20 protein-coding genes are annotated in these 20160 nt (G+C 29.3%); 10 read left to right on the top strand and 10 right to left on the bottom strand.

Annotation, left to right across the window (positions count from 1 at the left end):
- Nucleotides 1-36 precede the first annotated feature (36 nt).
- From L8W55_RS04755 to L8W55_RS04730, 6 genes are all read left to right on the top strand, one after another.
- Nucleotides 37-777, top strand: a complete 741-nt coding sequence (locus L8W55_RS04755; protein ID WP_263677580.1) for an NAD+ synthase — start codon at nt 37-39, stop codon at nt 775-777.
- Entirely contained in the window at nt 764-1702 is a 939-nt protein-coding gene (locus L8W55_RS04750; RefSeq protein ID WP_087690575.1) for a tetraacyldisaccharide 4'-kinase, read from the top strand. The genes L8W55_RS04755 and L8W55_RS04750 overlap by 14 nt, the downstream gene beginning before the upstream one ends.
- Complete coding sequence (gene thrC / locus L8W55_RS04745) at nt 1677-3086, top strand: threonine synthase (protein WP_263677579.1); 1410 nt, start codon at nt 1677-1679, stop codon at nt 3084-3086. The genes L8W55_RS04750 and thrC overlap by 26 nt, the downstream gene beginning before the upstream one ends.
- The gene (gene kdsB / locus L8W55_RS04740) at nt 3083-3805 is read left to right on the top strand and encodes a 3-deoxy-manno-octulosonate cytidylyltransferase (protein ID WP_263677578.1); all 723 of its coding nucleotides are present in this window, start codon (nt 3083-3085) and stop codon (nt 3803-3805) included. The genes thrC and kdsB overlap by 4 nt, the downstream gene beginning before the upstream one ends.
- On the top strand, nt 3792-4127 hold the full coding sequence (locus L8W55_RS04735) for a hypothetical protein (RefSeq protein WP_263677577.1): 336 nt from the start codon (nt 3792-3794) through the stop codon (nt 4125-4127). Before kdsB ends, L8W55_RS04735 begins: the two co-directional genes overlap by 14 nt.
- Nucleotides 4128-4248: 121 nt before the next feature.
- On the top strand, nt 4249-5013 hold the full coding sequence (locus L8W55_RS04730; RefSeq protein ID WP_039618435.1) for a transporter substrate-binding domain-containing protein: 765 nt from the start codon (nt 4249-4251) through the stop codon (nt 5011-5013).
- On the opposite strand, the gene L8W55_RS04725 is transcribed toward L8W55_RS04730, so the two are convergent.
- Together L8W55_RS04725 and ppk2 are read right to left on the bottom strand one after the other, a co-directional pair.
- Nucleotides 5010-5792 (bottom strand): amino acid ABC transporter permease, encoded by a 783-nt coding sequence (locus L8W55_RS04725; RefSeq protein ID WP_263677576.1) that lies wholly within the window; start codon nt 5790-5792, stop codon nt 5010-5012. The genes L8W55_RS04730 and L8W55_RS04725 overlap by 4 nt on opposite strands.
- Before the next feature lie 9 nt (nt 5793-5801).
- Nucleotides 5802-6629: a polyphosphate kinase 2 gene (ppk2, locus tag L8W55_RS04720; RefSeq protein WP_047208343.1), complete on the bottom strand. Its 828-nt coding sequence runs from the start codon at nt 6627-6629 to the stop codon at nt 5802-5804.
- 92 nt (nt 6630-6721) lie between these two features.
- Here ppk2 and dsbD point away from each other — a divergent pair, with 92 nt between their 5' ends.
- Both dsbD and L8W55_RS04710 read left to right on the top strand, forming a co-directional pair.
- Complete coding sequence (gene dsbD / locus L8W55_RS04715; protein WP_263677575.1) at nt 6722-8413, top strand: protein-disulfide reductase DsbD; 1692 nt, start codon at nt 6722-6724, stop codon at nt 8411-8413.
- Nucleotides 8413-9066, top strand: coding sequence for an MOSC domain-containing protein (locus tag L8W55_RS04710; RefSeq protein ID WP_214124815.1), 654 nt, complete (start codon nt 8413-8415; stop codon nt 9064-9066). Before dsbD ends, L8W55_RS04710 begins: the two co-directional genes overlap by 1 nt.
- On the opposite strand, the gene L8W55_RS04705 is transcribed toward L8W55_RS04710, so the two are convergent.
- Nucleotides 9059-10234, bottom strand: coding sequence for an NAD(P)/FAD-dependent oxidoreductase (locus L8W55_RS04705; RefSeq protein WP_263677572.1), 1176 nt, complete (start codon nt 10232-10234; stop codon nt 9059-9061). The genes L8W55_RS04710 and L8W55_RS04705 overlap by 8 nt on opposite strands.
- A gap of 102 nt (nt 10235-10336) precedes the next feature.
- Here L8W55_RS04705 and L8W55_RS04700 point away from each other — a divergent pair, with 102 nt between their 5' ends.
- Nucleotides 10337-11701, top strand: a complete 1365-nt coding sequence (locus L8W55_RS04700; protein ID WP_263677571.1) for a sodium-dependent transporter — start codon at nt 10337-10339, stop codon at nt 11699-11701.
- On the opposite strand, the gene L8W55_RS04695 is transcribed toward L8W55_RS04700, so the two are convergent.
- The 5 genes from L8W55_RS04695 to L8W55_RS04675 all read right to left on the bottom strand — a co-directional run bounded on the left by L8W55_RS04695 (nt 11672) and on the right by L8W55_RS04675 (nt 16766).
- Entirely contained in the window at nt 11672-12556 is an 885-nt protein-coding gene (locus tag L8W55_RS04695) for a 1-aminocyclopropane-1-carboxylate deaminase/D-cysteine desulfhydrase (protein WP_263677570.1), read from the bottom strand. The genes L8W55_RS04700 and L8W55_RS04695 overlap by 30 nt on opposite strands.
- Nucleotides 12543-13493, bottom strand: coding sequence for an OmpA family protein (locus L8W55_RS04690; RefSeq protein WP_263672026.1), 951 nt, complete (start codon nt 13491-13493; stop codon nt 12543-12545). Before L8W55_RS04690 ends, L8W55_RS04695 begins: the two co-directional genes overlap by 14 nt.
- On the bottom strand, nt 13480-14811 hold the full coding sequence (locus L8W55_RS04685; protein ID WP_263677569.1) for a MotA/TolQ/ExbB proton channel family protein: 1332 nt from the start codon (nt 14809-14811) through the stop codon (nt 13480-13482). The genes L8W55_RS04690 and L8W55_RS04685 overlap by 14 nt, the downstream gene beginning before the upstream one ends.
- 75 nt (nt 14812-14886) lie before the next feature.
- A complete protein-coding gene (fbaA, locus tag L8W55_RS04680) occupies nt 14887-15951 on the bottom strand; it encodes a class II fructose-bisphosphate aldolase (RefSeq protein WP_263677568.1) in 1065 nt (354 codons plus the stop codon).
- Complete coding sequence (locus L8W55_RS04675) at nt 15951-16766, bottom strand: peptidylprolyl isomerase (RefSeq protein ID WP_047208348.1); 816 nt, start codon at nt 16764-16766, stop codon at nt 15951-15953. The genes fbaA and L8W55_RS04675 overlap by 1 nt, the downstream gene beginning before the upstream one ends.
- 78 nt (nt 16767-16844) lie before the next feature.
- Between L8W55_RS04675 and nth the strand changes: the two genes are divergently transcribed.
- The gene (nth, locus tag L8W55_RS04670) at nt 16845-17471 is read left to right on the top strand and encodes an endonuclease III (protein ID WP_263674538.1); all 627 of its coding nucleotides are present in this window, start codon (nt 16845-16847) and stop codon (nt 17469-17471) included.
- A 23-nt stretch (nt 17472-17494) separates the two neighbouring features.
- On the opposite strand, the gene gltS is transcribed toward nth, so the two are convergent.
- Both gltS and L8W55_RS04660 read right to left on the bottom strand, forming a co-directional pair.
- On the bottom strand, nt 17495-18703 hold the full coding sequence (gltS, locus tag L8W55_RS04665) for a sodium/glutamate symporter (RefSeq protein WP_263677566.1): 1209 nt from the start codon (nt 18701-18703) through the stop codon (nt 17495-17497).
- Between the two features lie 115 nt (nt 18704-18818).
- Nucleotides 18819-20159 (bottom strand): TolC family protein, encoded by a 1341-nt coding sequence (locus L8W55_RS04660; protein ID WP_263677565.1) that lies wholly within the window; start codon nt 20157-20159, stop codon nt 18819-18821.
- Between the last annotated feature and the right edge of the window lies 1 nt (nt 20160).

Genomic DNA, 20160 nt, shown 5'->3' with positions numbered 1-20160 from the left:
ATATAATTTTAAAAAATTAATATTTAAAGATTTTTTATGAATTATACAAAATTACAAGAATTATTGATCAATTTTATAAAAGAACAAGCAAGAGATAAAAATCTCATCTTAGGTTTAAGCGGTGGGATAGATTCAGCTTTAGTAGCTCATCTTTGCAAAAAAGCAGTAGGTGAAAAACTTTTTGTGCTTTTAATGCCTACAAAACATTCTAAAAAAGAAAATTTAGATGATGCATTAATGCTTTGTAAAGATTTGCAAATTCATCACAAGATTGTTTATATTGATGAAGTACTTTGTGCTTATGAAAAAATTTGTCAAGACTTGAACCCTTTACGCTTTGGGAATTTAGCTGCAAGAGTGCGCATGAGCTTGCTTTATGATTATTCGGCTTTACATAATGCTTTAGTGGTAGGTACTTCTAATAAAAGCGAGCTTATGCTTGGTTATGGGACTATTTATGGGGATTTAGCTTGTGCTTTTAATCCTTTGGCTACACTTTATAAAAGTCAAGTTTTTGAGCTTGCTAATTTTATGGGTGTGCATGAAAATTTCATACAAAAAGCCCCTAGTGCTGATCTTTGGCCAAATCAAAGCGATGAAAAAGATCTTGGCTATAAATATGAAGTTTTAGATGAAGTTTTAAAAGCTTTAGAAAATAATCAAAGTTTGGAAAAATTTGATGAGAATTTAAAAAATTTAGTCTTAGAGCGTGTGCAAAATAATGCCTTTAAAAGAAAACTTCCAACAATATTAAAGAATACATATGACTTGGCTTGATCGCTATTTTTTTAAACCTAATTTTTTGCAAAAAACTCTAGCCTTTTTACTTTTACCTTTTAGCTTTTTATATATGATCATAGCGATTTTAAATACTAAATTTAAAAAAGAACTTGATTTTAATTTACCCATTATAAGCATAGGTAATCTAACCCTAGGAGGCAATGGAAAAACTCCCATTTGCAAAGCCATAGCAGCTGAGTTTGAAAATTGTTTTATTATCTTAAGAGGCTATAAAAGACAAAGTAAAGGCTTAATCATCGTTAAGCATAAAGATGAAATTTTATGCGATATTAAAGAAAGTGGCGATGAAGCTATGGAATATGCACTTACAAAACACATTAATGGAGTGATAGTAAGCGAAGATAGGGTTAAAGGTATACAAAAAGCTATCGAACTTGGAGCAAAAATCATACTTTTAGATGATGCTTTTTCTAAATTTCATATTAAAAAACTTAATATTTTATTGCAAAGTAAAGATGAGCCATTTTTTGATTTTACTCTACCTAGCGGGGCTTATCGTTTGCCAAAATCTTTTGCTAAAAGGGCTGATTTTATAGCTAAAGAAAATGAAGACTTTGTGCGTTATTCTCATGTAAAAGAAAATCAAAAAGCAGTTTTAATAAGCTCTATTGCAAAACCTTTTAGATTATATGAGCATTTTATCAAAGCTAGGGCTTGTTATTTTTTTGCCGATCATTATACTTTCAAAAAAGAAGAATTAGAAAAACTTTTAAAAAAACACAATTGTGATACCTTGATGCTAACCTTTAAAGACTATGTGAAAATAAAAGATTTTGGCTTTAAAACTGAACTTATTCATCTTGATATTGTTTTAAAAGATAACTTTAAGCAAGTTTTGCAAGATTATATTGATAAATTTAACAAAAAGGAAGAAAATGTTGCTACACTCAACCCAAGATAAAAACCATCAAGTAAGCTTTTCAAAAGCCTTACTTAGCCCTAGTGCACCTAATAATGCTTTATATGCGCCACTTAATCTACCAAAGCTTGATAATGAAGCTTTAAAAAATTTAAGCTACAAAGAATTAGCTTTAAAAATCATCGCGGCTTTTAATTTTGATTTAGAGCTTGAAGTTTTTGAAAAAGCTTTGAAAACTTATGAGAGTTTTGATGATAAAACTTGCCCTATTAATTTGAAAAAAATCAATGATAAACTTTATATTAATGAATTATTCCATGGACCAACAAGAGCTTTTAAAGATATGGCTTTACAACCTTTTGGCGTACTTTTAGAACACTTAAAAAAAGATGATGATTTTTTAATCATGTGCGCTACAAGTGGTGATACAGGGCCTGCAACATTAAAAAGCTTTGAAAATAAAAAAGGCATAAAAGTAGTTTGTATTTACCCAAATGAAGGCACAAGTAAAACTCAAGCTTTACAAATGACACATTCAAATGCAAGCAATTTAAAATCCATAGCCATTGAAGGTAATTTTGATGATGCACAAAATGCTCTAAAAGCGCTTTTAAATGATGAGGATTTTAAAAATACTTTAAAAGAAGAAAAGTTAAGTCTAAGTGCTGCAAATTCAGTTAATTTTGGAAGAATACTTTTTCAAATCATCTATCATTACTATGCTAGTTTAAAAATCGATAAAACAATAGACATTATTGTTCCAAGTGGAAATTTTGGCGATGCTTTGGGAGCTTATTATGCTAAAAAAATGGGAGCAAATATAGGTAAAATTAAAATTGCTTCCAATTCAAACAATATCTTAAGTGAGTTTTTTAATACAGGCAAATATGATTTAAGAAATAAAAGCTTGCAAAAGACTATTTCTCCTGCTATGGATATACTTATATCATCAAATATAGAACGCTTACTTTTTGATAAATTTAAAGATAAACGCACCAAAGAGTTAATGCAGGCTTTAAAGAATGAAAAATATTATGAGCTTAGCCAAAAAGAACTAGAGCTTTTACAAGAAGACTTTGAAGCTGATTTTTGCAATGATGATGAGTGTATGCAATATATCAAACAATACAGCCACTTAGGACTTTTAGATCCTCACACTTGCACTTGCTTTAAAATGCTTGATTCTAACACTACTACGCTTATCACTTCCACAGCACAATGGAGTAAATTTACCCCAAGTATGTATCAAGCAATTTATAACAAAGAATGCCAAGATGAACAAGCTTGTATGCAAGAACTTGCAAAAGAATTTAAGCAAGAAATTCATCCAAATATTGCAAGCTTATTTACAAGCACTCAAAAACAAAATCAAGTTTGCAAACTCAAAAATCTAAAACAAACTATTATAGAATGGATAAAACAATGATAATCATACCAGCAAGATTAAAATCAAGTCGTTTTGAAAATAAAATTTTATGCAAGATTGATAATTTACCTATGTTTATTTATACGGCTAAAAAAATGCAAGAAGTTGATGAAGTGTGTGTGGCGCTTGATGATGAAGAGGTTTTAAAAATAGCACAAAAACACAATATAAAAGCAGTTTTAACAAGTAAAAATCACGAAAGTGGCACTGATAGGATCAATGAAGCTTGTCAAATTTTAAAACTAAATGAAAATGAGCTAATCATTAATGTCCAAGCTGATGAGCCTTTTATAGAAACACAAAATATTAAAGATTTTAAGGAATTTAGCCAAAAAACTTTTGAAAATGAGCTTTGTTTTATGAGTAGTTGTTATAAAGAAATAGATGCAAAAGCTTGTGATGATCCAAATTTGGTTAAAGTAGTTACTGATAGTAATGATTATGCTTTGTATTTTTCAAGATCTAAAATTCCTTATGAAAGGGCAAATTATAAACAAAGTTTTAAAGCTCATCTTGGAATTTATGCATATAGGGTTAAAAATTTACAAGAATTTTGCACTTTGAAAAACTCAGCTTTAGAAGAATGCGAAAAATTAGAACAATTAAGAGTCTTAGAAAATGGCAAAAAAATCAAAATGTTAAAAATACAAAGCCAAAGCATAGGTATAGACACAAAAGAAGATTATGAAAGGGCTTTAGCTAAATTTGGATCATTTTAAAATTTACCAAGCAAACATTAATGATTTAGAAGATGTATTAATATTAGCAAGTTTATTGTTTAATAAACCCATTGTAAAATTAAAGCATGAATTTGAAAATATATTAAAAGATCAAAAATATGCTGTATTTTTACTTAAAACACAGCAATTGTGCATAGGCTTAGCATATGTTAGTATAAGGTATGATTATGTAGAAGGTAGCTCTAGCACTCCAGTAGGATATCTAGAAGGAATTTACATTAGAGAAAATTTCAGAAAAAAATATTATGCAAAAAAAACTACTAACATATTGCGAACAATGGATTTTAAATCAAAAAATTAGTGAATTTGCTAGTGATTGCGAATTACAAAATATTGATAGTTTTAATTTCCATATGCAATGTGGCTTCAAAGAAGTTAATAAAATTATTTGTTTTATAAAAAAACTAAATTAAGGAAAAAACATGAAAAAAATTATTTTACTACTTGCATTGTTTTTTACACTCAATGCAAAAGAATTAATTGTAGGTATGGAATTAGCTTATCCTCCTTTTGAAATGAGTGATACTAAAGGTAATCCAAGTGGTATTAGTGTAGAGTTTTTACAAGCCTTTGCCAAAGAAAAAAACTATGATTTAAAAATCCAAAACATAGCTTGGGATGGACTTATACCTGCTTTAAGAACTCAAAAAATAGATCTCATCATGTCTTCTATGAGTATAAGTGAACAAAGAAAAAAAGTAATAGATTTTACCTTGCCTTATGCTAAGGCAAATTTAGCGATACTAAGCGCTAAAAAATCAAATATTAATTCCATAGAAGATTTAAATCAAAAAGGGAAAATACTTGCTTTAAAAAGAGGTTCAAGTGCACATTTATATGCTCAAAAAAATCTTAAAAATGCAAAAATCTTAGTATTTGATAAAGAAAATGCGGCTATTTTAGAAGTCATTCAAGCAAAAGCTGATGCTTTTATTTATGATCAAATGAGCATTTATAAAGCATGGAAAAAACATCCTGAACAAACAAAAGCTATTTTTACTCCTTTTGAAAAAACACCTGAGCAATGGGCCATAGCTTTAAATAAAAACAATACCAAATTAAAAGAAGAACTCAATGAGTTTATTTTAAAATCTAAAGAAAATGGTCTTTTTGATAAGCTAAGTCAAAAATACCTCAAAGATATGCAAGAAGTTTTCAAAGAACAAAAGCTTGAGTTTTTCTTTTAAGAAAAACTCTTTTCAAGCTTTCTTGAAAACATAGAAATAGGCAAAGTTAAAACCAAATAGCAAAGTGCTAAAGGAATGTAAATTTCTAAAGTTGAAAAAGTAAAAGCATTGATTTCTTGAGCATTTTGTGTTAATTCTGAAATAGCTATAACACTTAAAAGAGAGCTATCTTTGATCAAATTACTAAGTTGTCCACTTAGTGGTGCTAAGATATTTTTTAAAGCTTGGGGAAAAATAACACTTTTATAAATTTCAAACTCACTCAAACCCAGAGCCTTAGCACTTTCATATTGCATTTTATCAACACTTAAAATCCCTGCTCTAAATATCTCACAAATATAAGCACTAGCAAATAAAGCTAAAATCAAAACTCCACAAACATAGCGATTATCAAGCCCCAAATTATCTGCAAAAATGTAATAAATTAATAAAATTTGCACTAGCAAAGGCGTACCCCTGATAAGTTCTATAAAAACCCTTGCGAACATATTAAAAAGCACGATTTTACAAAGACTCATATAGCATAAAATCAAAGCAAAAATCACACCTACAATCAAAGATAAAACACTAATAAAAAAACTTGTGAAAAAACCTTGTATCATTTTATCTTTATATTCATAAATTGCCCCAAAATCAAAATTATAACTATCGCTTAAAAAAGACAAATAAAAAAATAAAAACAATAAAAAAACCAACAAAAAAGCATTGAATAAAAATACTTTTAGATTAATTTTTTTATGTTCATTAAATTTACTACGTACTATAAAAAGATAACTCAATTCTATCCCTTATTTTTTATCAAATTTTTTAAGTTTTTCATCATTTAAACTAAGCTCCATTTTGCGAATTTCCTCCTCACCACTACGCACTAATTTTTTATCGTATTTAAAATACTTATCTTTAATTTTATTTGGATATTCTAAAACACTAAGTAAATACTTAAACAAATTGATTCTTGCTTTCTTTTTACTATCTGAATTAATAATCACCCAAGGACATTTTGGTGTATTAGAAGCTAAAAGCATAGAATATTTTGCTAGGGTATATTTGTCCCACAATTCTTGGGATTTTTCATCGACTGGAGATAGTTTGTATTGTTTTAGCGGATCTGTTCTTCTTTGTTCAAAACGTCTTTTTTGCTCTTGCTTAGAAACTGAAAAATAAAATTTAAAAAATAAAATTCCACTATCAAGCAACATCTCTTCAAAAGAAGACACCTCGCGCAAAAATTTTTTATGCTCATTTGGAGTACAAAAGCCCATCACAGGTTCAACACCTGCTCTATTATACCATGATCGATCAAAAATCACTATTTCTCCTGCTGCAGGTAAATGTGTTACATAACGTTGAAAATACCACTGAGTTTTCTCTACATCACTTGGTTTTTCAAGCGCTACCACACGACAACCTCTAGGGTTTAAATGCTCAATTAATCTTTTAATAGCACCACCCTTTCCTGCCGCATCGCGTCCTTCGATTAAAATCAAAACCTTTAAACCCTTATCTTTAACATGATTTTGAAATTTCAAAAGCTCAATTTGCAATCTTTTAAGCTCGCTTTCATACTCAAGCGTTGATTTTTTTACCTTAATGAGAGTAAATTTGTCCTTGTCCATAACAGGCTCCTTAATTTAGGATAATTATTAACTTAAATTTACCACAAATAAGTAAAATAAAACAAATTTAATTTTCAATTTCAAGGAGAAAAATGCGTTTTTTAGCGGTATTTTTTATTTTTTTCAATTTAGCTTTTGCTAATAATGGAGTATTATCACTCAATGAAGCTTTTAAACTCAATACCCATAGCAACAATCAAGGAATTTTTTTAAAAATCAATCTCGCAGATAGAATTTATCTTTACAAAGATCAAATCAAAGTAGAATTAGACTCTAATGATATTACTTCTTTATTAAATTTCCCACAAACTCAAACGAGAGAAAACAAAGAAGTAATCTTCAACCAACTTGAACTTTTTATACCTCAATTATTATTAGATGATTTTATTAAAAATAACAAAGCAAAACTTTCCCTAGCTTATCAGGGTTGCTCAGATGAAGGTTTATGCTATCGTCCTGTATATGTAAATTATGAACTCGATAGACAAAATGGAATTTATACTATAAAATCAACCAAAGATCAATTTAAAAAGCAAAATGAAGATGAGCAAATTGCCAATGATTTAAGCACACAAAATATATTTATCACACTTTTAACTTTTTTTGGTTATGGCTTATTATTAGCACTTACTCCTTGTATTTTACCAATGATACCTATTCTTTCTTCATTAATTGCAATGAAACTCAAAGACAAACCATCTAAAAAACATAGCTTTTATTTATCTTTTATCTATGTCTTTTTTATGTCTTTAGCTTATGCTATAGCAGGTGCTTTAGTAGGCCTTGCAGGTGCTAATGTACAAGGTTTATTACAACAACCTTGGATTATCATTACTTTTGCGGGTATTTTTGTATTGCTCTCACTTTCTATGTTTGGCCTTTATGAATTACAACTGCCACTTAAATTTCAAAATTTTATCAATAAAAAAATAGAAGGCAAAAACGGAGTTTTTGGTATAGCTATTATGGGCTTTTTATCAGCTCTTATTGTAGGACCTTGCGTAGCTGCACCTTTAGCAGGGGCTTTGCTTTATATTACTAATAGTGGCGATGTATTTTTAGGAGGGCTTTCTTTATTTGTGATGAGTTTTGGTATGGGTATGCCTTTACTTTTAATAGGACTTGGAGGAAGTTTTTTAAAAAGCGGAGCTTGGATGCTTAAGATAAAGATTTTCTTTGGCTTTATCATGCTCATCATGGCAGTTTGGATGCTAGAAAGAATACTTAGTGCAAACATCATTTTAATGCTTTATGGGGTTATAGGGGTATTTTTTACTAGCTTTATGGGGTTATTTGATGAAGCAAAAACTAATTTTGATAAATTTAAAAAAGCAAGTATGATTTTAATTTTAGCTTATAGTTTAAGTCTGATTTTAGGCGGCTCAATGGGCTCAAAAAGCTTGCTAAAACCTCTTGAGTTTAACCTTGCTTCAAAAGAAAATAGCTCTAGTTTAAGTTTTAAAACCATCAAAAATTTAAAAGAGCTTGAGCAAGAATTACAAAATTCTACCAAACCAGTCATGCTTGAATTTACAGCTACTTGGTGTGAAAACTGCAAACTCTTAGAAGAATATACTTTTACAGATACAAAAGTACAAAATTTGCTTGCTAATTACACGCTTTTAAAAGCAGATGTAACACATAATAGCCAAGAAGATTTAGCTCTTATGAAAGAATTTGGAGTTTTTGGGCCTCCTGTAATGATATTTTTCAACAAAGGCGAGGAAAAAGGACGCATTATAGGCTATGTAGATGCAAATGAGTTTTTAAGTAAAGTTCCTTGATGAGTTCTATTAAATCTTTGCAAATTGGCAAAATCAAAAACTATAATAAATTTCACTCAGCATTTATCAAGGATATTTATTTAAATTCTTTGCAAATTTATACAGATTATATTCTTGATAATGAAATAGCTGATAAAATTCATCATGGAAATTTAGAAAAAGTTGTTTTTGCAAATAGTGTGCAAAACTATACTTTATGGAATAATTATTTAAATAAATACTTAAATTTTGGAGAAATGGGAGAGAATTTAAGTATTGATGGTTTAAACGAATATAATGTTTGTTGTGGAGATATACATGAGATAGGTACTTGTATTTTGCAAGTAAGTCAACCGCGCAAGCCTTGTTTTAAAATTTCTAGCATACACAATCACTTAAATTTCACTCAAGAAATTTTCAAAAGTGGAAGAACTGGATGGTATTATAGAGTCTTAAAAGAAGGTGTAATGAACAAAAATGACAAAATCAAAATCTTACAAAAAGATGAAACTAATTTAAGCATTATGGAGTTAAATCAATTATTTTTTAATCCTTTTAAAAATTCAAATTCTTTAGAAAAATTAGAAAAAATTTCCACCCTAGCAAAAGGATGGAAAGAGAGTATTCAGGCTAGATTAAATCATACTTATGATGATTCTTATATGTTTATTTAAAAAATCCTTTTATCCCTATAAGCTGATACTGCCATAGTTTTTCTATAAAAATTTTAAGTTTTATTGCCAAAAAACCACTAATTGGCTTATGTAAAACCGTTCCAACTGCATAATCCTTTCCGATAGAACAAACGGTATTTCCACTCACAAAAGAAAATTCTTGTTTAAAATCTTTCTCATCAATCATAGCCATTAAAGCTTTGGCTACATAAGCTCCTTCTCTTAATGCAAGCTGGGCTGTTGGAGGATAAGGGGTATTGGTTTTAGGATTTTTAAATAAACTATTGTCACCTATAAAAAAGTATCTTGATGCATTTTCAACATTTAAAGGATGCATAAAAGCATCTACTTCTATACGCGATCTTGCACTTGGAAAATCTGAGCTATTTTCTATAACACTATTACCCCTAACCCCTGCAGTCCAAATGATAGTATTAGCTTTAACAAATTCTCCCCCATCAAGTCTTATACCATTTTTTTCACATTCTATGATTTTAGATTTTTCATAGACTTTCACACCAAGTGTCTCTAACCTTTGTCTTGCTTTTAAAGCCAAACTTTTATCAAACATAGGTAAAATTTGATCCATAGCTTCAATAATAGAAAGTTCTAATTTCTCATAAGCAATTTGCTCTTTTTGGCAAAAGATTTTAAGCTCTTTAGCTAAAGAAGCTACAAACTCAACCCCGCTTAAACCCCCACCACAAACTGTGATTTTTAAATCATCTTCATTTTGGGCGGTTTTATAATTTTTTATTTTCTCATATATAATTTCATTAATTTTTAAAGCATTTTCATAATTATCTATACTCAAAGCATATTCTTGCATACCTTTAATGCCAAAAGTTTCTTTAGCAAAACCAAGCCCACATACTAAAATATCAAAGTCAAATTCATTATTTTTAGTAAAAACTTTATCTTTAGAAATTTTTAAAACTTCATCTTGGATAAAGTTGATTTTTGGATTTAATAAAGGCAAAAGATCATATTTTGAACTATAAATATCTTCATTTGAAGCTACTTTGTGTAGTAAAATAGTATGATAATGATAAGAATTGTTATTAATCAAACTCACTTGTGCTTTTTCAAAAAACTCATCAGGTAAGGCTTTTATAGCCGATAAAGTAGCATATCCTGCACCTAAAAATAAAATTTTCTTTTTTTGCATGGATTTTCCTTTAATTTGATAAAAAAATAAATAAAAATTTGGCATAATGGTATTATTTTTTATCTTAAAATATTTTTTATTTAAATTTAGCAAGGAAAAAGCATGCAAAGACAAACTTGGAGCAATACGCTAACTTATATCCTTACAGTAGCAGGAGCGACTATTGGTTTTGGAGCCACTTGGCGTTTTCCATACTTAGTAGGTGAAAATGGGGGCGGTGCTTATGTTTTAGCCTTTTGTATAGCTATGATTTTTATAGGAATTCCTGTGATTTTGGTTGAAAATGTTATAGGAAGACGCAGAATGCTAAATTCAGTTGATGCTTTTGGCGGAAAAACAAGTGATGGAATTAAAATATCTAATTCTTGGCAAGGTGTTGGCTACATGGGACTTTTAGGTAGTTTTGGAATCATGGCTTATTATATGGTAATAGGCGGATGGGTTTTAGCTTATATTTTTAAAATCATCATAGGCGATTTTAATCTTTCAAGTCCCATTAATGCTCAATATACAAGCGAATTTTATAGCTCTACTATAGAAAACAATCCTTTATTAATAGGAATTTTTACTACTATATTTGTGATAATTAATTGGATTATCTTAAAAAAAGGTGTAATTGATGGCATAGAAAAATCAGTAAAATACCTTATGCCATTTTTATTTATCTGTCTTTTGGTCGTTGTTGCACGCAATTTAACTCTTGAAGGAGCAAGCGAGGGTGTGAAATTTTACCTTACTCCTGATCTTTCTAAAATCACTCCTAAATTGTTTATAGATGTTTTAGGACAAGTATTTTTTGCCTTATCTTTGGGTTTTGGCGTAATGATAACCTTATCATCTCACCTTAAGAAAAATGAGAATTTAATCAAAACTTCTGTTTATACAGGAATTTTAAATACCCTCATAGCAGTACTTGCTGGATTTATGATTTTCCCTGCTTTATTTAGTGTAGGTTTAACCCCTGATAGTGGGCCATCTTTGGTTTTTAAAACCTTACCTGTTGCGTTTTCACATATACCTTTTGGAAGTATAATTTGCGTGTTTTTCTTTTTACTTTTAATCATCGCTGCACTTACCACAAGCTTGCCAATTTATCAAGTAATCATCAGTGTTTTGGAAGAAAAATTTAAACTAGCTAAAAATACTGCTATCAATCTAACACTTGGAAGCATTTTTGTGCTAGGAAATTTACCATGCATACTTACTTATGGTCCTTTAAGAGATATTACCGTCATCAAAGGAAAAAATATTTTTGATAGCTTTGATTTTATTAGTGGAAATATATTCTTTGTTTTAACCGCATTTTTTTGTTGTATTTATGTAGGTTGGGTGCTTAAAAAAGATGCTATTTATGAACTTTCCAATCAAAATACCCTAAAAGGAAGTATTTTTAAATTATGGTATTATTATGTTAAATTTATTATACCTTTGATTATCTTAGTGATTTTTTATTTTGGAATTTTTTAATTTATACTCATAACGCTTTAACATGCTTATATTTCCTTCAAGGCCTCCTTGATGGATATATAAGATTTTTCCACCAAATTGCTCTTTATGAGCTAATAAAGTTTTAAAACCCACCATATCATAAAGCAAATCAAATTCCACTCCACATTCTTTTTTTAAATCTTGATAAAGATCATAAAATTTCAAATAAGGCTTAGCAAAATGATATTTTTTAGGTGGATTTAGTATGGTTAAATTATTAAAATCATAATTTGGCTCTAAGCTTAAAATTTGCTCTTTTAAATATGCACTATCGCCCACACAAGCACATGTAAAAACTTTAAATTTACTATGTTTAGCCAAAAAAGCTGCAGAAGTTCCTGTGCCTGAAGGTAAAAAAATACTTACTTTTTCATTTAACTGCTCACTAAGCTCTAAGGCTAGTTGTTGGTATCCAAATTCAGCTTCTTTTATAGCCACACCCTCTTCTATAAAAATATCATCATCTTTTTTCAAGGCTAAAGCTTGCAGTCTTCTTGTGGGATAATTTATATTTTCTATCAACTCCACATTGTGTTTTAATGCAAATTCTAAATTTCCATGGGGATTTTCTTTTAAAAAAGAACTCATTTTTTCACAAACAAAAATAAGCAAAAAATCATTTTCGTAACAAAACTTAGCTAAAGCAACTAAAGCATTACTTTGAGAGGAGCCAAAAGAAATAAATCTTTGTCCTTTTTTAAATAAATGTTTATTTTTTTCAAAAAAGGCTAGTTTTCTAGCCTTATTTCCATTAATATAACCTAGTAAATCATCTCTTTTGAGTAAAAATTCAAAATCATTGTATTTTAAAACATCAATTCTACTTGCTATCAAGGTATTTTTCAACCTTTTCCAAAGCATTATTTGTATTGATATTAAACTTAATCTCTATTCTACGGCTTGCTTCTTTATCTTCTTTACCATCTTTCATAATTACATCAGAATAAGACCTACCACTTGCCATTAAAAGCTTTTGCAATCTTGGATCTTTGTAAAATGAGTGTATAAAACTCATCACAGCATAAGCTCTTTTTTGCGATAAATCAAGATTATATATATAAGAACCTGCACTATCTGTATGACCTTCTATGACTATATTTTCTATGCTATTTAAGATATTTTCATCTTTTAAAATATTGTCAAAATACTGCGTTAAAATCGCTTTCAAATTTTCTTTTGCATGTGCTTTTAGTGTAAAAGAATTTGTATCAAAAAGCACTTCAGAAGGTAAAACTATCGCCCCTGTATTAGAATCTAGGGTAATATTAGTATCAAATTTTGCTTGAAGATTTTTAATGGTATTTTCTTTGATTAAACCTAATTCTTTGATTTTACTTTTTGCCTCATCAAAATTACGCTCTAATTCTTTGATTTCTTCATCTTTTTTGTTTAATCTCTCAAGCAAAGCAAAAATTTGTTGATCTTTTTCATCCAAACTTGAATTTAAATCTTGATTGAGTTTAGTAATATTAGCCTCTAAAGCTTGTTTTTGTTTATTAACATCATCAAGTGTACTTGAAGTATTATTTAGTTTTTGGCTAAGATTTTTTAAAATATCTTCTTTTTGATTTAATTCTTCTTTGTTCTCTCTTAAGCGCTCTTCTTGTTTTTGTAGATTTTCTTTTATGATTTGCAAATCACTTTGAGTTAAAACATACTTAACAACTATAGCTCCAATAAGCAAAATAAATATAAAAAGCAAGCCCGCCATTAAATCTGCATAAGCTATCCAAAAATTATTTTCTTCATTGTTAGAATTATTTTTTATCATCTATTTTTTCATCTTCTTTTTGATTTTCAAGCTTTGCAATAACTTGTGTGGTTTGCTCGTCTAATTCTTTACTTTCTTCTTTAAATTCTTGCATTAGTGAAATTTTTTCATCGATATTTTTTTCATCTTCATAAGCTTCTTTAAAAGTGTGCATACCTTCTATAATACTTGCTCTAAAGCCCTCGAAAAGTTTAGTTTGATTATCAAGCATAAGATTTTGATATTTTTCAATATTATTTGAAAAATTATTCACCTTTTCATCTAAAGCACTCACACTTTTATCTAGATGGACAATCTTATCAGAACTCACATCTAAAAGTCTATTGTATTGCTCTGAAATTCTTAAAGTTAAATCTTTTATGTTTGAATTTAGCATATTTACCGCATTTGCGATTTCGCTGTAAGTTTTAACTATATCTTTTTGCTCTCTTTGGGTTTTAGATAAATCACTCATAGTTTGCTTTACATGCTCACTGCTTAATCTTACAGCTTTTTCCTCAGCACTTACAAGCTCTTGAAAAACTTTGAATTTTCTATCTATTGTATTATCTAATTCTTTAAAAAATTCCTCATTGCTCACATGCTCAAAAATCGTGCCTATTTTTTCAAAATGTTGCAAACTTTCTTGAAGATATTTTCTATCAATTTCTTCTTTAGACCAGAAAAAATCGCTTGTTGCGTTTTTTTGACGATTTAAAAGCTTTTGGAATTTACTACTACCGTATTTTTCAAAAAATATCCACCAAAGTGCTAAGAAAATTCCATAAATTGATACATAAAAGGCTGTTCCTACTCCATTTAATAAAACTGAAATTTCTTGTTCTAAACCTGCTGTGTCGCTTGAATTAAAATTTGGCATAGACATGGCTATACTTATAAAAGTTCCTAAAATACCAAGCATAGGAAAAATAGCTGCACCCACAGAAGCAAAATTTTCATTTCTTAAATCTTTTACATAAGCATAAGCAAAATCATCAAAACTAGCGTTTGACTTTGTTTCTTTACCTATAACTAAAAAATGCTTCATAATATAGCGTTTTAATATAAGCTTAAACTCATCTTTTTGTTGCTCAAAAATACTTGAAGCATAATCAGCACTATGTCTAGCAAAGATCAAAGCCACCAAAAAGATAATCCCTATCATTACAACACTATGTAATTCTACTTTAAAATCAATCTTTCCAAAATATCCTAAAAGCACTAAAATATACAATATAGCAGGGATAAAAATAATCTTTAAATAAGCAACAATTCCTGTACTACCTTTTCCCTCAGGCAATACAAGATCAGAAAAATCATCAGTTGTTTTAACTTCCATTTTATAAACCTTTGTTAATTTTGCTCTAAAAATTTAAAATCTTCACAGGAAAATCAACTAAGAGTTATAAAACTCTTAGTTTCTATCGATACAATTTAAATCACTAAAAGCACACTCTAAGCGTTTGATCATACTCTCTTCGCCCGCTCTAAGCCATACTCTTGGATCATAGTATTTTTTATTTGGCTTATCATCGCCTTCAGGATTACCAATTTGTCCTTGCAAATAAGCTTTATTTTTAAGTTCATACTCTCTAACACCATCCCAAAAAGCCCATTGAGTATCTGTGTCAATATTCATCTTAATCACACCATAACTAAGTGCTGATTTGATATCTTCTATATCACTACCACTGCCACCATGGAAAACAAAATTGATTGGTTTTTCTTCGCCAAGATTGAATTTTTCTTTTACATAATTTTGAGAGTTTTTAAGAATTTCAGGTCTTAAAATCACATTTCCTGGTTTATATACTCCATGTACATTACCAAAGCTAGCTGCGATTGAAAATCTATCACTAATTTTAGAAAGTCTCTCATAAGCTAGCGCTACATCTTCAGGCTGAGTGTATAATTTTGCATTATCGATATTAGTATTATCCACTCCATCTTCTTCACCGCCAGTACATCCTAGCTCAAGCTCTAAAGAAATTCCAAGTTCAGACATTTGTTTTAGATAATTTTCACAAGTACTTAGATTGCTTTCTAAATCCTCTTCACTTAAATCAATCATATGGGAACTAAACAAAGGTTTGCCTGTTTCTTTTTTAAACTCAATATTTGCTTCAATCAAAGCATCAATCCAAGGAAGTAATTTTCTAGCAGCATGATCTGTGTGTAAAATCACCGGAATTCCATAAGCTTTTGCCATTAAATGCACATGTCTTGCACCACTTATAGCACCAAGTACATCAGCTTTTGGGCAAGCTTTTCCTGCTACAAATTTAGCTCCTCCATTTGAAAACTGAATAATCACAGGTGAATTAACTTTTTTAGCACTTTCTAAAACCGCATTGATAGAATTTGTCCCCACGACATTTACCGCAGGGATAGCAAATCCTTCTTTTTTTGCATGATTATATACGATATTTAAATCATCACCACTTAAAACACCTGGTTTAACAAGATCTAATACACCCATTATTTGTATTCCACTTTTGCTTTTTGAAGAAGTTCTTGAGCTTTTTTATTCATAAGTTCTTTAAATTCTTCCATTTTGATATTGCTTTCAATACCTGCTTTTACTTCATTATAGCTCATAGTACTTTTTGCTCTAGCATCTTCTTTTAAGATAACATGATATCCAAAATCACTCTTTATAGGTGTTTTAGAAATAGTACCTTTTTTCATAGAAAAAGCTGCATCAGCAAATGGTTTTACCATAGTTGATTCAGCAAACCAACCAAGATCACCACCTTGAGCTGAAGAACCTTTGTCGATTGATTTTTCTTTTGCAAGTTGAGCAAATTTATCATTTAAAGCTTTTCCACTTAGCTTACTAAGCTCGGCAATAATATCTTTAGCTTCTTTTTCGCTAGTTACCAAAATATGCTTAGCTTTTACCTGAGCTGGTTTGGTGAATTTATCTTTATTTGCTTCATAGAATTTTTTAGCTTTAGCATCGTTATTTTTAATTGAATCAAAAATTTTCTTTTGATAGATATTTACTAAAATAGCTTCTTTAGCACGCTCTAATTCTTCTTTATATGAAGGATCGTTTTCTATTTTTTGAGCTTTAGCATCTTTTAATACAAGTTGTTGAACGATATATTGATCAATAATTGCTTTTTTTTGCTCAGCTGGTAAGTCAGTGATTTTAGCACCTCTTAACATAGGAGCAAAAAACTCATTCACTTCTGTATCGCTGATATTGTTTCCATCAAGAGTTGCAACCACCGCAGCATTTAAACTCAAACCTGTTAATAAAGCCGCAGCAACTAAAGAAATTTTTTTCATTGTTTTTCCTTTGAAATAGTTTTGTTGATTTTATTATATCTAAACTTTATTTAAAGCCGATTAACATACAATAAGTTTATGAAAAGAAATTTAGAAATTAAAAAATTATTTTTAGAGCATTTTGGAGAGGCAAAAACAGAATTAGTTTTTAGTAATGCTTATGAACTTATAGTTTGTGTTATGCTTTCAGCTCAATGTACTGATAAAAGGGTTAATCTCATCACGCCGGCTTTATTTAAAGCTTATCCTAGTGTGCAAGATTTAGCTAAGGCAAATTTATCATCTTTAAAGCTTTTGATTAATTCTTGCTCATTTTATAATAATAAAGCACAAAATTTAATCAAAATGGCTCAAGCAGTTTGTGAGCAATTTAATGGCGAAATTCCTATGAATGAGCAAGATTTAAAAACTCTAGCAGGTGTAGGACAAAAAACCGCACATGTAGTGATGATAGAATGGTGTGGGGCTAATTGCATGGCTGTAGATACTCATGTATTTAGAGTTTCGCATAGACTTAATCTTAGCAAAGCCAAAACCCCTGAAGAAACTGAAAAAGATTTAACTAAAATTTTTAAAGATAATCTAAACTATCTTCATCAAGCCATGGTGCTTTTTGGACGCTATACATGTAAGGCTAAAAATCCTTTATGTAAAGAGTGTTTTTTAAATCATTTATGTAAGAGCAAAGATAAAAAATTAATCTAGCACCAAATTAGTGCTAGATGATTTTAATGAAAGAATGGTAGATACAAGAAAGCATTAATCACTAAAGCATTTACTATATCTATGAAAAATGCACCTACTAAAGGCACAATAATAAATGCCATATGGCTCATACCATAGTGATTTGTTACAGTTTGCATATTTACCATAGCTGTTGGAGTAGCACCTAAACCAAAACCACAATGTCCTGCTGCTAAAACCGCTGCATCATAGTCTTTTCCACATACTCTAAAGGTTACAAATATAGCAAAAGCAGCCATCATAGCAACTTGTACTACTAAAATTACTAGCATCGGTAGTGCAAGGGTTACTAGATCCCAAAGATTAATAGTCATTAGTGCTAAAGCTAAGAATAAAGACAAGCTTACATTACCTAAAACTGATACTTCTCTATCAAACACATGATGAATTTTTGTAGCTGATAAAACATTTCTTAAAACAACACCCACAAAAAGACAATACACAAAAGTTGGTAAAGTAAAACCTGTATTTGTTTTAATATAAGTAGATAAAGCATTACCTATTAATAAACATAAAGCAATCAATGCTAAAGACTCTATAAAAGAAGATGGGGTGATTAATCTTTCTTTTTCTGGAGATTGGAAATTTAAAATCGCATCTTTATCATCATTTTGTTTTGGAACTACTAATTTGTATTTATTAACCAAATATCTTGCAACAGGCCCACCTATGATACCGCCTGAGATAAGCCCAAAAGTCGCACAAGCAATAGCAACAGTAGTTGCACTAGAATACAAATAAGGTTCTTTAATAAATTCAGCCGCCCAAGCTGCACCTGTTCCATGGCCACCACTCATTGTAACAGAACCTGCTATAAGCCCCATTAATGGATTTTGCCCCATAGCACTTGCCACACCTATACCAACTATATTTTGAGCAAAAAGCAAGCCTACAACTACTACTAAAAAAATTGCTAACTTTTTGCCACCCTTTTTTAATGAAGCAAAATCAGCCAACAAACCAATACTTGAAAAAAATGCAAGCATTAACGGATCTTTCATAGATTCATCAAATTTAATATTTAATGAAAAAGAACTATGCAAGATTAAAAGAATAATCGCAGCTATTCCACCACCAACAACTGGCTCAGGGATATTATAATCACGAAGAAATTTTACCCTTTTAATGACAAAAACGCCCAAAAGCAATACTATAACCATAGTAACTAGTGTTGCATAAAAATCAAATTTCATACCTCTCCTTTGTTTGATTTATTCATCAATTGTATTCTAAATGACTTTAAAACAACGCAAATAAATATTATTCTTTACTTAAAATATTACAAAATGAAACATTTTTAAGTCTTTTCTACTCTGAAATTAATATTATATTATGATACAAATTAATATTTTTAAGCAAAGATAGTTTTGCTCTACTAAGCTCTTGAAGTGAATTAATAAGTAAAGCATCTGCATCAAGATAATCTTTTAGCTCATTACGCCCTAGTTCGTATTTTTCAAAATATAACTGTGTAATTTTTGCTTGGTTAGCATTAATATCTTTTACTAAATTTAACAAATCATTATAGTATTTATCATTTTCATAACAAAGTTTAAACTCATGAATAGCTCTTTGCAATGCATCCTTATACTCATATAAGCGTGCTTGGTATGCAAATTCAGAAATTTTTACATTTTGTCTTACTCTATAAAAATCCAAAAATGGTAAGTCAATAACAATATTGCCTCCTAAGATTAAAAATTTAAAACTCTCATCAAAATTTTTATCACTCCCATCTAAATTTCCTAATATTTTTATACTAGGCAGAATACTTTTTTGCATACTTGCATAATCTTTATAAGAAGCCATAAGTTGATTTAGTTTTGCTTGAACTTGTGGTCTATAAGCAAGCATTTTTAACTCTATATCAAAATTAATTTTTTGCAATGAAAAATCTTCAAGAGCATAATTTAGCATTTTACTAATCAAAAACTCATCATCTTTACCTAGTAAATCTTTTATATTTTTAAGTGTTAAATCTTTATTTTGCAAATTTGCGATGATATTTTGTTTAGTGTTTAATAAAGACTTTTTGATATTTAAAAGATCAATATATTCAACTTTGCCATAATCAAATTTAGTAGTATAAATTTCTAGCATTTGCTCAAGATTTTTTAAATGATTGTTTAGTAAGCGATCTACATCATTAAAATAAATCAATTCAAAAATACTATTAATCGCCAAATTAATCGTATCAAGCTCCAAAGAGCGTAATTCATACTCACTTGCTTTTGCTAAAAATTCAGAACTAGCAACTTGATCTGAGATTTTGCCATATATATCAAGCTCATAATTTAACATAATACCATTTGAAAAGCTATGCATTTCTGTACCATTGTTTAAATTTTTTCTTATATTTGCACCTAAATTTCCACTCAAAGTAGGATAAAGATCTAAATTTAAAAGCTTATATCTAGCCAAAGTGCTTAAAAAATTAACTCTTGCTACATTTAAATCTTTGTTATTATCAATAATAGCTTTTAAGATATTATTTAAATCTTGATTATTATATTTTTCCCACCAAGCCTTGCTTGCATTAAAATCTTCAAAATATTCTTTTTTTATTTGCTCTTGAGATACTTGCTCTAATTTTACACCTACACAAGCATTTAAAAAAAAGGCTATAAAAAATAATAAAAATATTCTCATC

The sequence above is a fragment of the Campylobacter sp. FU_520 genome (assembly GCF_025772385.1).
GTDB lineage: Bacteria > Campylobacterota > Campylobacteria > Campylobacterales > Campylobacteraceae > Campylobacter_D > Campylobacter_D lari_C.
This window is presented reverse-complemented; position numbering and strand designations above follow the sequence as displayed.

Bases quoted from the DNA above. Each gene is read 5' to 3' on its own strand.
- L8W55_RS04675 (WP_047208348.1), bottom strand. From the start codon at position 16,766: ATGAAAAAAATTTCTTTAGTTGCTGCGGCTTTATTAACAGGTTTGAGT.
- L8W55_RS04660 (WP_263677565.1), bottom strand. From the start codon at position 20,159: ATGAGAATATTTTTATTATTTTTTATAGCCTTTTTTTTAAATGCTTGT.
- L8W55_RS04705 (WP_263677572.1), bottom strand. From the start codon at position 10,234: ATGCAAAAAAAGAAAATTTTATTTTTAGGTGCAGGATATGCTACTTTA.
- dsbD (WP_263677575.1), top strand. From the start codon at position 6,722: ATGCGTTTTTTAGCGGTATTTTTTATTTTTTTCAATTTAGCTTTTGCT.
- L8W55_RS04750 (WP_087690575.1), top strand. From the start codon at position 764: ATGACTTGGCTTGATCGCTATTTTTTTAAACCTAATTTTTTGCAAAAA.
- L8W55_RS04730 (WP_039618435.1), top strand. From the start codon at position 4,249: ATGAAAAAAATTATTTTACTACTTGCATTGTTTTTTACACTCAATGCA.
- gltS (WP_263677566.1), bottom strand. From the start codon at position 18,703: ATGAAATTTGATTTTTATGCAACACTAGTTACTATGGTTATAGTATTG.
- thrC (WP_263677579.1), top strand. From the start codon at position 1,677: ATGTTGCTACACTCAACCCAAGATAAAAACCATCAAGTAAGCTTTTCA.
- L8W55_RS04710 (WP_214124815.1), top strand. From the start codon at position 8,413: ATGAGTTCTATTAAATCTTTGCAAATTGGCAAAATCAAAAACTATAAT.
- fbaA (WP_263677568.1), bottom strand. From the start codon at position 15,951: ATGGGTGTATTAGATCTTGTTAAACCAGGTGTTTTAAGTGGTGATGAT.
- nth (WP_263674538.1), top strand. From the start codon at position 16,845: ATGAAAAGAAATTTAGAAATTAAAAAATTATTTTTAGAGCATTTTGGA.
- L8W55_RS04755 (WP_263677580.1), top strand. From the start codon at position 37: ATGAATTATACAAAATTACAAGAATTATTGATCAATTTTATAAAAGAA.
- kdsB (WP_263677578.1), top strand. From the start codon at position 3,083: ATGATAATCATACCAGCAAGATTAAAATCAAGTCGTTTTGAAAATAAA.
- L8W55_RS04685 (WP_263677569.1), bottom strand. From the start codon at position 14,811: ATGGAAGTTAAAACAACTGATGATTTTTCTGATCTTGTATTGCCTGAG.
- ppk2 (WP_047208343.1), bottom strand. From the start codon at position 6,629: ATGGACAAGGACAAATTTACTCTCATTAAGGTAAAAAAATCAACGCTT.
- L8W55_RS04690 (WP_263672026.1), bottom strand. From the start codon at position 13,493: ATGATAAAAAATAATTCTAACAATGAAGAAAATAATTTTTGGATAGCT.
- L8W55_RS04700 (WP_263677571.1), top strand. From the start codon at position 10,337: ATGCAAAGACAAACTTGGAGCAATACGCTAACTTATATCCTTACAGTA.